This window comes from Pseudomonas sp. GW823-FHT06B06 (assembly GCF_058795195.1).
Map to the genome: position 1 here is coordinate 94,201 of NZ_JBXAHO010000014.1, position 12,463 is coordinate 106,663.

Annotated in this window: 13 protein-coding genes; 9 read left to right on the top strand and 4 right to left on the bottom strand. The window is 58.8% G+C overall.

The features are described 5' to 3' along the window. The first annotated feature begins 117 nt into the window (after positions 1-117). Together AC1Q8Q_RS15095 and AC1Q8Q_RS15100 are read left to right on the top strand one after the other, a co-directional pair. The gene (locus tag AC1Q8Q_RS15095) at positions 118-2,556 is read left to right on the top strand and encodes a Lon protease family protein (RefSeq protein ID WP_020798659.1); all 2,439 of its coding nucleotides are present in this window, start codon (positions 118-120) and stop codon (positions 2,554-2,556) included. Between the two features lie 315 nt (positions 2,557-2,871). Next, positions 2,872-3,213, top strand: coding sequence for a PA4575 family protein (locus tag AC1Q8Q_RS15100; RefSeq protein WP_008058253.1), 342 nt, complete (start codon positions 2,872-2,874; stop codon positions 3,211-3,213). 5 nt (positions 3,214-3,218) lie between these two features. Here AC1Q8Q_RS15100 and AC1Q8Q_RS15105 read toward each other — a convergent pair whose 3' ends face one another. Then, positions 3,219-5,048: a hypothetical protein gene (locus AC1Q8Q_RS15105; RefSeq protein WP_020798657.1), complete on the bottom strand. Its 1,830-nt coding sequence runs from the start codon at positions 5,046-5,048 to the stop codon at positions 3,219-3,221. A 159-nt stretch (positions 5,049-5,207) separates the two neighbouring features. On the opposite strand from AC1Q8Q_RS15105, the gene AC1Q8Q_RS15110 reads away from it, so the two are divergent. From AC1Q8Q_RS15110 to bamJ, 3 genes are all read left to right on the top strand, one after another. Beyond that, positions 5,208-5,696, top strand: a complete 489-nt coding sequence (locus AC1Q8Q_RS15110; protein WP_007970904.1) for a TIGR00645 family protein — start codon at positions 5,208-5,210, stop codon at positions 5,694-5,696. A 135-nt stretch (positions 5,697-5,831) separates the two neighbouring features. Beyond that, positions 5,832-6,122 (top strand): DUF6482 family protein, encoded by a 291-nt coding sequence (locus AC1Q8Q_RS15115; RefSeq protein WP_020798656.1) that lies wholly within the window; start codon positions 5,832-5,834, stop codon positions 6,120-6,122. Between the two features lie 121 nt (positions 6,123-6,243). Next, a complete protein-coding gene (gene bamJ, locus AC1Q8Q_RS15120; protein WP_020798655.1) occupies positions 6,244-6,861 on the top strand; it encodes a BamJ family beta-barrel-assembly machinery protein in 618 nt (205 codons plus the stop codon). Positions 6,862-6,985: 124 nt separating this feature from the next. Here bamJ and AC1Q8Q_RS15125 read toward each other — a convergent pair whose 3' ends face one another. The 3 genes from AC1Q8Q_RS15125 to AC1Q8Q_RS15135 all read right to left on the bottom strand — a co-directional run bounded on the left by AC1Q8Q_RS15125 (position 6,986) and on the right by AC1Q8Q_RS15135 (position 8,930). After that, the gene (locus tag AC1Q8Q_RS15125) at positions 6,986-7,243 is read right to left on the bottom strand and encodes a PA4570 family protein (RefSeq protein WP_020798654.1); all 258 of its coding nucleotides are present in this window, start codon (positions 7,241-7,243) and stop codon (positions 6,986-6,988) included. 207 nt (positions 7,244-7,450) lie between these two features. Continuing rightward, positions 7,451-7,792 carry a zinc ribbon domain-containing protein YjdM gene (locus tag AC1Q8Q_RS15130; RefSeq protein ID WP_020798653.1) on the bottom strand — a complete coding sequence of 114 codons (342 nt, stop codon included), beginning with the start codon at positions 7,790-7,792 and terminating at the stop codon, positions 7,451-7,453. A gap of 169 nt (positions 7,793-7,961) precedes the next feature. Continuing rightward, positions 7,962-8,930 (bottom strand): polyprenyl synthetase family protein, encoded by a 969-nt coding sequence (locus AC1Q8Q_RS15135; RefSeq protein ID WP_020798652.1) that lies wholly within the window; start codon positions 8,928-8,930, stop codon positions 7,962-7,964. A 239-nt stretch (positions 8,931-9,169) separates the two neighbouring features. On the opposite strand from AC1Q8Q_RS15135, the gene rplU reads away from it, so the two are divergent. The 4 genes from rplU (at position 9,170) to proB (ending at position 12,452) form a co-directional block, all read left to right on the top strand. After that, positions 9,170-9,484, top strand: coding sequence for a 50S ribosomal protein L21 (gene rplU / locus AC1Q8Q_RS15140; protein WP_003176051.1), 315 nt, complete (start codon positions 9,170-9,172; stop codon positions 9,482-9,484). 35 nt (positions 9,485-9,519) lie between these two features. Beyond that, the gene (rpmA, locus tag AC1Q8Q_RS15145) at positions 9,520-9,777 is read left to right on the top strand and encodes a 50S ribosomal protein L27 (RefSeq protein WP_003281574.1); all 258 of its coding nucleotides are present in this window, start codon (positions 9,520-9,522) and stop codon (positions 9,775-9,777) included. Between the two features lie 195 nt (positions 9,778-9,972). Beyond that, the gene (cgtA, locus tag AC1Q8Q_RS15150) at positions 9,973-11,196 is read left to right on the top strand and encodes an Obg family GTPase CgtA (protein ID WP_020798650.1); all 1,224 of its coding nucleotides are present in this window, start codon (positions 9,973-9,975) and stop codon (positions 11,194-11,196) included. 137 nt (positions 11,197-11,333) lie between these two features. Then, positions 11,334-12,452, top strand: coding sequence for a glutamate 5-kinase (proB, locus tag AC1Q8Q_RS15155; protein WP_033041014.1), 1,119 nt, complete (start codon positions 11,334-11,336; stop codon positions 12,450-12,452). Positions 12,453-12,463 lie beyond the last annotated feature (11 nt).

Consider the following 12,463-nt stretch of genomic DNA (forward strand, 5'->3'; position numbering starts at 1 on the left):
CGCTCAACGCCGGGCTTTGGCCTTGACTATGCTTTGGCCTTAGGCGCTCCTTGCCAGTCAGGCATGGGCGGCGCCAGAATGCCGCTATCTGCCCCGCCTGATTGTTAAGGAAGCCCGATGCCTGATCCTGTTGCTGCCAGCTTGCGTCTAGCGCCTGAAGCGCTGACCCGTCCGTTTTCCGCTGAACAGTTCAGCTTCTCTACCACCAATGATCTGGAGCCCTTTCGCGGTGTGCTTGGCCAGGAACGTGCGGTCGAAGCCTTGCAGTTCGGTGTGGCCATGCCACGCCCCGGTTACAACGTATTCGTCATGGGCGAGCCCGGCACCGGTCGCTTCTCGTTCGTCAAACGCTACCTGAAGGCCGAAGGCAAACGCCTGCAGACCCCGGCGGACTGGGTCTACGTCAATAATTTCGATGAGCCGCGCGAACCGCGTGCCCTGGAGTTGCCATCGGGCACCGCCGGTGCCTTCATCTGTGATATCAACGGCTTGATCGACAACCTGCTGGCGACCTTTCCGGCGGTGTTCGAGCACCCGTCCTACCAGCAGAAGAAAAGTGCCATCGACCGCGCCTTCAATCAGCGCTATGACAAGGCACTGGATGTGATCGAGCGCCTGGCGCTGGAGAAAGACGTCGCGCTCTATCGCGATGCCAGCAATATCGCATTCACTCCGATGCTTGAAGGCAAGGCGTTGGATGAGGCCGAATTCGCCCAATTGCCGGAAGCCGAGCGCGATCGCTTCCACGATGATATTTCCAACCTCGAAGAGCGCCTGAACGAGGAACTCGCCAGCCTGCCGCAATGGAAGCGCGAGTCGAGCAATCAGCTGCGCCATCTGAACGAAGAAACCATCACCCTGGCCCTGCAGCCTTTGCTGTCGCCGTTGTCGGAGAAATACGCCGAGAACGCGGCGGTGTGCGGGTACCTGCAAGCGATGCAGGTGTATTTGCTCAAGACCGTGGTCGAGCAACTGGTCGACGACAGCAAGACCGATGCAGTCGCCCGCAAGCTGCTGGAGGAGCAATACGCGCCGAGCCTGGTGGTCGGGCATTCCGCCAGTGGTGGTGCCCCTGTGGTGTTCGAGCCGCATCCGACCTACGAGAACCTGTTCGGCCGCATCGAATACAGCACCGACCAGGGCGCGCTCTATACCACGTATCGGCAGCTGCGGCCGGGTGCGCTGCACCGGGCCAACGGCGGTTTCCTGATCCTCGAAGCGGATAAAATGCTCAGCGAGCCGTTCGTGTGGGATGCGCTGAAGCGCGCCCTGCAATCGCGCAAACTGAAAATGGAATCGCCACTGGGCGAGATGGGTCGTTTCGCAACCGTCACCCTGACGCCGCAGCACATTCCATTGCAGGTCAAAGTCGTCATCATCGGGGCTCGCCAGCTCTACTACACGCTGCAGGACCTCGATCCGGACTTCCAGGAGATGTTTCGCGTCCTGGTGGATTTCGATGAAGACATTCCGATGGTCGACGAGAGCCTGGAACAGTTCGCCCAGTTGCTCAAGACCCGTACTTCCGAGGAGGGCATGGCGCCGTTGACCGCCGATGCGGTGGCGCGCCTGGCAACCTACAGCGCACGCCTGGCCGAGCATCAGGGGCGGTTGTCGGCACGCATCGGTGATCTGTTCCAGCTGGTCAGCGAGGCGGATTTCATTCGTCACCTGGCCTCGGATGAAATGACCGATGCCGGTCACATCGAGCGGGCACTCAAGGCCAAGGCCACCCGTACTGGACGTGTGTCGGCGCGCATTCTCGATGACATGCTGGCGGGGATCATCCTGATCGACACCGCGGGCGCGGCGGTCGGCAAGTGCAACGGCCTGACAGTGCTGGAAGTCGGCGACTCGGCCTTTGGTGTACCGGCGCGGATCTCCGCCACGGTGTATCCCGGTGGCAGCGGTATCGTCGACATCGAGCGTGAGGTCAACCTCGGTCAGCCCATCCACTCCAAAGGGGTGATGATTCTCACCGGTTACCTGGGCAGCCGTTACGCCCAGGAGTTTCCGCTGGCGATCTCCGCGAGCATTGCGCTGGAGCAGTCCTATGGCTACGTCGATGGTGACAGTGCTTCCCTGGGCGAGGCGTGCACCCTGATCTCGGCCTTGTCGAAAACCCCGCTCAAGCAGTGCTTTGCGATTACCGGCTCGATCAACCAGTTCGGTGAAGTGCAGGCCGTGGGCGGCGTCAACGAGAAGATCGAGGGGTTCTTCCGTCTCTGTGAAGCGCGCGGACTGACGGGCGAACAGGGAGCAATCATTCCCCATGCCAACGTTGCCACGCTGATGCTTGACGAGAAAGTGCTGGCCGCTGTGCGCGCCGGTCAGTTCCACGTCTATGCCGTGCGTCAGGCCGACGAGGCGCTGAGCCTGCTGGTGGGTGAGCCGGCGGGCGAGCCGGATGAAAATGGCGAGTTCCCTGAAGGTAGCGTCAACGCACGGGTGGTGGAGCGCTTGAGGGTGATCGCGGAGATGATCAGCGAAGATGACCTGAAAGAGGCAGAGAAGGAAATGGCTGTGGAGGCGCTGGTGGAGGCCAAGCCGGCCTGACAAAAACCTGAGCTTCACCCCGATCCACTGTGGGAGCGAGCCTGCTCGCGAAGACGGATTTTCATTCAGCATTGATGTTGGATGATCGTCCGCTTTCGCGAGCAGGCTCGCTCCCACATTTGCTTGTGAATCGCAATAAAGTGCCATCACTCTGGCGCCAATATTCACACAGTGACCATTCGGCGCCTTCTGGTCTTACTTGACGTACTAGTCAAACTTTTCCTCTATTCTCTGCTCAAGGATATCGACAGTATCACTGGATCGAGACAGCCTTCCCGTGGAGGCTGAATACCGGATTTACCGAGGGTCGCCGCCATGCCGCGCAACCTCTGCCTCACTCGTCAATGTCTAGGTCTTGTGACTCGTATCGAATGCGCCATCCGCCCCCTGGCGGGCGATACGGGGATGTGGACCTTACTCTTCGCCGCCGGAATGGCCGGTGAACAACCTTCAGCCATCAAAGCCCAAGGCCCGTTCCATGGCCCTTTTGTGGCTGAGTCCATCCTCGATACCATCGTTGAAAGCCTGACCCTGCACGGCTATGAACTGGCCGATGACCCGCAGATCTGGTGCCTGCATCTGCAAGCCCAGTTGCGGGAAATCAACGGTGGTCGTTGTCGTAGCGTGGGTGGTTTCGAGTTCCGGCCCGAGCACTGACAGCGCTATTGGGCCTGGCTGGACATGTCAGCCTTGTCGAGCTTGACCTCAAAACCATATTGCACGGTGGCGAGGTCAGTTCGTTGATAGGTTTCCAGGCGCGTGGGTTGACCGTAGAAGTAATGCACGGCGAATAACGCGGGGCCTTCTGTGCTCGCGTCATGGCTGACCGCAAGAATTTCCTTCAGGTAATTGCCGCTGTCATCCTTGGCAAAAAAACGCCAGTCCGGATCGGGAAACACTTTCGAATCCACCACCAGCGCATTGCCCTTGAGTTCAAGACCCTTGGGCAATTGATGGGCATCGAACGTCTGCTTTTCGACAGTGGCCAGAAACAGCGGGATGGAGCCAACCACAAAGGCGGGTGTCTGTGGAAACAGGTTCAGGTCGTAGGTGATCGTGCCGCCCAGGGGGTCGACCTCATACGCCTCTGGTGGCAATTCGATCGACCCATCGCGCTTGCCGCTGCTGTCTTCGGTGAAGAAGCTGACCGGACTATCGCCCGGGTTGAAAGAGCTACCGAGCAATTCATCATTGAAGCTGCGCAGGTGAGTGAACTCGACGCGCGCAGCGCTGGGATCCTCGACCGATTGAGTGATCCTGACGCCTTTTTTCAACTGCTCAGGGGTCAAGGTCGCGCCCTTGAGCCAGGTCGGGGCATTGTCGTCGTAGACTACCACCGGCAAGCTCAGCGGCTGGATGGTTTTCGCCGTGGTATGGCGGTCGAAGCGGCGTACCGGCAGGTCCAGGTCCTTGCGAGTCACCGTAACGCCGGAGAAATCCAGCAGGCTGACTTCAAGGGTTTCGATGGTCCCGTTGAAATACACCTTGGAGTAGTGGCGTTTCTGTTGTTTCTCGAAGGTTCGCTGCTCTTCATTGAGCTGTTTTTCCAGCGACTCGCTCCAGAGTTTCTGTTGCTGCAACTTCGCCAGTTGTTTCTGGTAGAAGGCAATTTGCGCGGCATTCTCATTGATCGAGCCTGAGCGCGACAGAAACTGCCCGGTGGTATCCCTGGCCTGGACAATCAGCGGATTCAACGGTGTTTCGGCGATCTCGGGGGCTGGCGGCTCGCTATTGCTGAACTCGATTTCGGCGTAGTTGTCCCCAAGTTTCACCAAGGTGACGCTCAAATTGTCGTTGGTGCGGGTCTGGCCGATGTCCTTTTTCGTCAGGTCGAAGCTGTAGAGCCGGCGCGGTGCAATGACTTCCACCGTGCCTTGCAGGCTCACCGGTTGTGGCTGATTCTTGATATCGACGTCCAGTCCTTCAATGAACGGATAGGTCACGGTCAGGTCGTCAGGGTTGGTCACGTTGGAGCTCGATGGGCTCAACTGAATGCCCGGGTCGGTTTCCGACCATTCCGGCTGGAAGGCGATAACCCGTTTGTTGCTCAGGGTGACCGACTGCCATTGCAGGCCATGGGGAAACAGAAACGCCGCCGGGATGCTGAAGTTGAAGGGGAACACCGGTTGCAGGTCCGTCAGGTAGTCGGAGCTGGAGTCCTTGTGCAGGACGAAAAGGCCATTGATGTACGTGTCAACCAGGGCCTGTGGCGTTGGGTAGTGCTTGAGCACGGCGAGGGCGTCTTCACCGTATTCGGTTTCCACGGGCTTGCTGTCGAGCTTGAGTTGCGCGCGCTCAAGCAGCAAAAGCGAACCGCCCAGTTCGGCCACCGCATCCTTGAGTTTCGGGTCCTCGATGGCATCCAGGGACTTCTCGAACTGCGCAGTCTTTTCCTCAAGGCTGACCTGCCGTTTCTCGTCGCTGGGCGAGCAGGCGCTGATCAGCAGGGCCATGAAAATCCCGGCACTCGTTAATGGCAATCGCCCATCCATTTCCAGTCTTCCTGTCCGATGTCATTTTGCTGTCAATGGTTTGGACACTAGCAGAAAAAATTTGATACACACACGCAGGTAGCGGATTTCCCAATGGTTTCTGGGTATTACAGACGGCTGTTATACTCACGGCCATTTCAAGTCCGCCTGTGAGATTCAATGGAACGCTTTATCGAAAATGCAATGTACGCCTCGCGCTGGCTGCTGGCGCCGATCTACTTCGGTTTATCCCTCGGGCTGTTGGCACTGGCACTGAAATTCTTCCAGGAAGTCTTCCACGTTATCCCCAACGTCTTCTCGATGGCCGAATCGGACCTGATCCTGGTGTTGCTGTCGCTCATTGACATGGCGCTGGTAGGCGGTTTGCTGGTGATGGTGATGATTTCCGGCTACGAGAACTTCGTGTCTCAACTGGACATCGACGACAGCAAGGAGAAGCTCAACTGGTTGGGCACCATGGACTCCTCGTCGCTGAAAATGAAGGTGGCCGCGTCGATCGTGGCGATCTCGTCGATCCACCTGCTGCGTATCTTCATGGACGCCAAGAACGTCGATCCCGAGCATTTGCAGTGGTATGTCATCATTCACATGACCTTTGTGGTGTCGGCATTTGCCATGGGTTACCTGGATAAAGTGACCAAGCACTAAACAACGGCTGTCCTGTTGTTATGCGCCGCCCGTCTGTTGCAAAACAGACGGGCGGCGTCGTTTATGGCTTGTGCTTTGATGCGCCGAGGCATATCCCTGTAAGGGTGTTGGCTCGTCACTGCGTGAGGTGCGCTCATGAACCTGCAAGAGTTGAATGCCTATGCCGTCGCCGGGAAGGTCGATGAGTTGAACCTGATCTCCATGGAAGGAGGCATTTACCTGCTTGAGGCGCGTATGCACGGAGCGGCGTATCCATTGAGTGATGCGCCAGGTCACACGATGCAGTTGCGCTCGGTGGAACATGCACGCGAGGTGCTACGCTCCTTTCCCAAGTTGCACTTCAACCTTGTCCACACCGTCGTGCATGACGAGATGTGCGGGCTGGTTGCCGATGTGGAGGAAAACCTGAAGGTGCCGATCGCCTGACGTCCCTCATCAATGGCATGACATCTGTGCTAGTCTGCTGGCCCTTTTGGTTCCGGGCGCTCCGGGACGCGCTGTGCACGCACGGCCAGTTCCCGAGCCGTCCGCACAGCGGAGCAGTGTCATGTCCGAAGTAAATCTGTCCACCGACGAAACCCGCGTCAGCTACGGCATCGGCCGTCAGCTGGGCGACCAGCTGCGCGACAACCCGCCACCGGGCGTTAGCCTGGACGCGATCCTGGCAGGCCTGACCGACGCGTTTGCCGGTAAGCCAAGCCGTGTTGGCCAGGAAGAAATGTCTGCAAGCTTCAAGGTAATTCGCGAAATCATGCAGGCCGAAGCTGCAGCCAAGGCTGAAGCAGCCGCTGGCGAAGGCCTGGCCTTCCTGGCTGAAAACGCCAAGCGTGACGGCATCACCACCCTGGCTTCCGGCCTGCAGTTCGAAGTACTGTCCGCCGGTGAAGGCGCCAAGCCATCCCGTGAAGATACCGTGCGTACCCACTACCACGGCACCCTGATCGACGGCACCGTGTTCGACAGCTCCTACGAGCGCGGCGAGCCTGCGGAATTCCCGGTCGGTGGCGTGATCGCTGGCTGGACTGAAGCCCTGCAACTGATGAATGCCGGCAGCAAATGGCGTCTGTATGTGCCGAGCGAACTGGCTTACGGCGCTCAAGGCGTTGGCAGCATTCCGCCGCACAGCGTACTGGTGTTCGACGTCGAGCTGCTGGACGTTCTGTAATACCTGACCCTGTAGGAGCGAGCATGCTCGCAATGGGCGTGAACGATAACGCGTGCATTCTGAATGAGCGCGGTGTCCTTGAGTCCATCGCGAGCATGCTCGCTCCTACAAGGGTTTGCGTTTCTCATAGTTCTATCTTGTGATGCAGTTCATTGGTCGGGCGCAATGCCCGGGCATAGCAGAACAGAAACAGGTTTCTCACCACTTCCTTGAGCACCACCGGCTCGCTGGAACTCAAGCCGTTGACGTCCAGGTCACCCTGATCCTGCAGTTCGTTCAAGGCTTCTTCTTCCAGCACTGCACAGACTTCCCCGGTTTCCCGATGCAGGATCCTGAGGTAGGGGTGTGGACGGTCCAGCCAGGCATCGATCAAATAAGTCATGGGTTCTCATCTCCATTGATGGGGTTCAATGAGAATAATTCGTATTCAATAAATAGCAAGGGCCTATTGGCTGATCCGTGATTTTTCTGGGTAAAGATTGCGTAAGGTCAAAACGGCTGGCATTTGGCTATTGCGAGGGTTCATTGGGCGAGGCGGGGAGGGCGAAGCACCACCCCACGTCAGGACGCGGGGTGGCGTAAAGCTGAATCAGACTTTTCTGACGAATTCAGATTTGAGCTTCATCGGGCCGATGCCGTCGATCTTGCAGTCGATGTCGTGATCGCCATCGCACAGGCGGATGTTCTTGACCTTGGTGCCCACCTTGACCACCAGCGACGTGCCCTTGACCTTGAGGTCCTTGATGACGGTGATGGTGTCGCCGTCCTGCAGGACATTGCCCACCGAATCCTTTTTCACTGCATCATCGGACACAGCTTCGGCTTCGCCGCTGGCGGACCATTCGTGGGCGCACTCAGGGCAGATCAGCTGGGCGCCGTCTTCATAGGTGTATTCGGAATTGCATTTCGGGCAGGGTGGCAACGTGCTCACTAAGGCTCCTTGGATTCAGGATCGCTAAAAAGCGCACATTATATAGGGTTTTAGGTGAGAGAGGGGGTGGGACCTGTAGGAGCCGGCTTGCTGGCGATGCATCCAACTCGGTGTGTCAGGAACACCGTGGTGATGCAATCGCCAGCAAGCCGGCTCCTACAAGTGCAGATCAGTGTGTGCGGGCGACCGCAAACTCGCTCAATTCAACCAGTGCATCGCGGTATTCGCTGGCGGGCAGCGCGTCGAGACACTTGATCGCACGGGCCACATAGTCGCGGGCGAGCTGGGCGGTGTAATCCAGTGAGCCGGAGGCTTCCACAGCTTCGCGGATGTTTTCCAGGTCTTCGATACCGCCTTTCTGGATCGCCTTGCGCACCAGGGCTGCCTGCTCCGGCGTACCTTCGCGCATGGTGTAGATCAGCGGCAGGGTGGGCTTGCCTTCGGCCAGGTCGTCACCGACGTTCTTGCCCAGGGTCTCGGCGTCGCCTTTGTAGTCCAGCAGGTCGTCGACCAGTTGGAAGGCCACGCCCAGATGGTCGCCGAAGGTGCGCAGCGCTTCGCACTGCTCAGGTGTCGCGCCGGCCAGGGCTGCCGCACTGTGGGTCGAGGCTTCGAAGAGCATCGCGGTCTTGCCGCGGATGACCTCCATGTAGGTTTCTTCGGTGGTGCTGGCATCGCGGACCTTCGACAGCTGCAACACTTCGCCTTCGGCGATGATGCGCGTGGCTTGCGAAAGGATCTTCATCACCGGCATGGAGCCCAGCTCGACCATCATTTCGAAGGAGCGCGAATACAGGAAGTCGCCCACCAGCACGCTCGGCGCGTTGCCCCACATGGCATTGGCCGTCGAACGGCCACGGCGCATGCCGGACATGTCGACCACGTCGTCATGCAGCAGGGTAGCGGTGTGCAGGAATTCGATGGTGGCGGCCAGCAGGCGCAGGTCGTCGCCTTCGCGGCCGAGGGCCTTGCCACACAGCAGCACCAGTAACGGACGCAGGCGTTTACCGCCGGCCGAGGTAATGTAATCGCCGATTTTCGATACCAGCGGCACTCGGGAAGTCAGCTGCTTCTTGATGATGCCGTCGACGGCGCTAAAATCGTCCGCCACCGCGCGGTAGAAAGCTTGGGGTTGCATCAGCGACAGTTGCTCCAGAAGGGTTGCGCGGCATGCTAGGACCCACGCCAGCAGGTGTCAAGGCGCGATGGACGGCCTATTGCAAGGCGCTCGTGCCTTGCGTACAATCGCGCACCCTGAACTTCCTGGGCAGCACCTGCCTTACGCAATTGCAAGCGGGCCTCCAGCCCCATGCAGCCATGCCAGCCAATACCTCTTCTTATAAAGAGCTGGGTGAGCAGGATTATCGGAGAAATACCATGTCTTATGCAGTAATCGTTACTGGCGGCAAGCAGTATAAAGTCGCCCCAGGTGAATACCTGAAGATCGAAAAACTGGAAATCGCTACCGGCGAATCCGTTACCTTTGATCGCGTTCTGTTGGTTGCCAACGGTGACGACGTGAATATCGGCGCTCCAGTTGTTGCTGGCGCTACCGTTGTGGCTGAAGTGATCTCCCAAGGTCGTCACGATAAAGTCCGCATCATCAAGTTCCGTCGCCGTAAGCACCACATGAAGCGTATGGGCCACCGCCAGTGGTACACCGAGATCAAAATCACCGGTATTCAGGCTTAATTACAGCCTAATTCCTCACTAGGAGAATTGAACTCATGGCACACAAAAAAGCTGGTGGTAGTACCCGTAACGGTCGCGACTCAGAAGCCAAACGCCTTGGCGTGAAGATGTATGGCGGCCAGGCTATCAAAGCAGGCAACATCATCGTGCGTCAGCGCGGCACCCAATTCCACGCTGGCTACGGCGTTGGCATGGGTAAAGATCACACTCTCTTCGCTAAAGTCGAAGGCGTGATCAAGTTCGAAGTAAAAGGCGCCTTCGGTCGTCGTTACGTGAGCGTAGTCGCGGCTTAATCGCGCGATCGCTGGAAAAGCCCTGTCTCGCGACGGGGCTTTTTCGTTTGTGGGGTGAGTCTCTTGCAAAACTGTTTGTATGGGCTGCCGGCGCTGGTTTTAGCGGTCGTTGATTGGAGTCGCTGCGCTCATTTTTGCAAGAGTCTTATGTCTTAGTGTTTTTCGGCTCGTCCGTATGGCGAGAGGCGTTGTGTTATGAAGTTTGTTGATGAAGTATCGATCCGAGTAAAGGCTGGCGACGGCGGTAACGGCTGCATGAGTTTCCGTCGCGAAAAATTCATCGAAAACGGTGGTCCGAACGGTGGTGATGGTGGTGACGGCGGCTCGGTCTACATGATCGCCGACGAAAACCTCAACACCCTGGTCGACTATCGTTACACCCGGCACTTCGATGCCGAGCGTGGCTCCAATGGTGGCAGCACCGACTGCACCGGCAAGAAGGGTGAGGATCTGGTGCTGCGCGTACCGGTCGGCACCACCGTGATCGACTCCGCTACCCAGGAAGTGATCGGTGACCTGACCAAGGCCGGCCAGAAGCTGCTGGTGGCACATGGCGGTTGGCACGGTTTGGGTAATACCCGTTTCAAATCCAGTACCAACCGTGCGCCACGCCAGACTACGCCGGGCAAGCCGGGCGAGCAGCGTGACCTCAAGCTGGAAATGAAGGTGCTGGCGGACGTGGGTCTGCTGGGCTTGCCGAACGCTGGTAAAAGTACCTTTATCCGTTCGGTATCCGCTGCCAAGCCGAAAGTCGCCGACTATCCGTTTACCACCCTGGTGCCAAACCTGGGTGTGGTCAGCGTCGATCGCTGGAAAAGCTTCGTGGTCGCGGACATCCCGGGCCTGATTGAAGGTGCTTCCGACGGCGCCGGCCTGGGGATTCGTTTCCTCAAGCACTTGTCGCGTACCCGCCTGCTGCTGCACCTCGTCGACATGGCGCCGCTGGATGACACCAGTGCTCCGGACGCTGCCGAGGTCATCGTCAACGAGCTGACCAAGTTCAGCCCGTCCCTGGCTGAGCGTGATCGTTGGCTGATCCTCAACAAGTGCGACCAGATCCTTGAAGAAGAGCACGATGAGCGGGTCAAGGAAATCGTCGATCGCCTGGAGTGGACCGGTCCGGTCTACGTGATCTCGGCCATCGCCAAGCAGAACACCGAGCGTCTGTGTCACGACATCATGCGTTACCTGGAAGATCGTGCCGATCGCCTGGCCAATGACCCGGCCTACAAGGAAGAGCTGGCCGATCTCGATCAGCGCATCGAAGACGAAGCCCGTGCCCAGCTGCAGGCGCTGGACGATCAGCGTGCCTTGCGTCGTAGCGGCGTGAAGTCGGTCCACGACATCGGCGACGATGATTGGGACGAAGAAGATGTGGATGACGAAGACGGTCCGGAAATCATTTACGTGCGTGACTGATTCGTTGCGATAAACTTAAGCGCCGCTCAATCGAGCGGCGTTTTAGTATCTGGAAATCGATCGTTGGTCACGAATAACCACGAATAACGTCACGGGCAGTGCCAGGTCGCGCTGCCCTCAAGCTAAGGTTGAAGATGATGCGGAGCAAGGTGACAGGTGCGCAGCGTTGGGTCGTGAAGATCGGCAGCGCTTTGCTGACAGCGGACGGCAAGGGCCTGGATCGCGCGGCAATGGGTGTCTGGGTTGAACAGATGGTGGCCTTGCATGAGGCGGGTGTCGAGTTGGTGCTGGTGTCCTCCGGGGCGGTGGCGGCCGGCATGAGCCGTCTGGGCTGGACCGCGCGACCCAGTGCGATGCACGAGCTCCAGGCCGCTGCTGCAATCGGCCAGATGGGCTTGGTGCAGGCCTGGGAGTCGAGCTTTGCCGAGCATGGTCGACACACTGCGCAAATTCTCCTGACGCACGATGACCTGTCCGACCGCAAGCGCTACCTGAACGCCCGCAGCACCTTGCGTGCGCTGGTCGAGTTGAAGGTCATTCCGGTGATCAACGAGAACGATACTGTGGTCACCGACGAAATCCGTTTCGGCGACAACGATACCCTTGCGGCGCTGGTGGCTAACCTGGTCGAGGCTGACCTGCTGGTGATCCTGACGGATCGCGATGGCATGTTCGATGCCGATCCGCGCAACAATCCAGATGCCCAGCTGATCTACGAGGCGCGTGCCGATGATCCGGCGCTCGACGCGGTGGCAGGCGGTACCGGCGGAGCGCTGGGGCGCGGTGGCATGCAAACCAAGCTGCGTGCGGCACGCCTGGCGGCGCGGTCCGGTGCGCATACGATCATCGTGGGTGGTCGACTGGAGCGCGTTCTGGATCGCCTTAAGGCGGGTGAGCGCATTGGCACCTTGCTCTCGCCTGAGCGCGGCATGCTGGCGGCGCGCAAGCAGTGGCTGGCCGGGCATCTGCAAACCCGTGGCACCCTGGTGTTGGACGCGGGTGCGGTGACGGCGTTGTCCCAAGGTAACAAGAGCCTGCTGCCGGTTGGGGTCAAATTGGTCCAGGGTAGCTTCCGTCGCGGCGAAATGGTGGTGTGCGTGGCGCCCGACGGTCGTGAAATTGCCCGTGGGTTGGCCAACTACAGTGCGCTGGAAGCACAAAAAATCATCGGTCAGTCGTCTGAGGCGATTGTCGGTCTCTTGGGTTATATGGCGGAACCGGAACTGGTTCATCGCGATAACCTGATTCTGGTCTGAAGGAATACCTG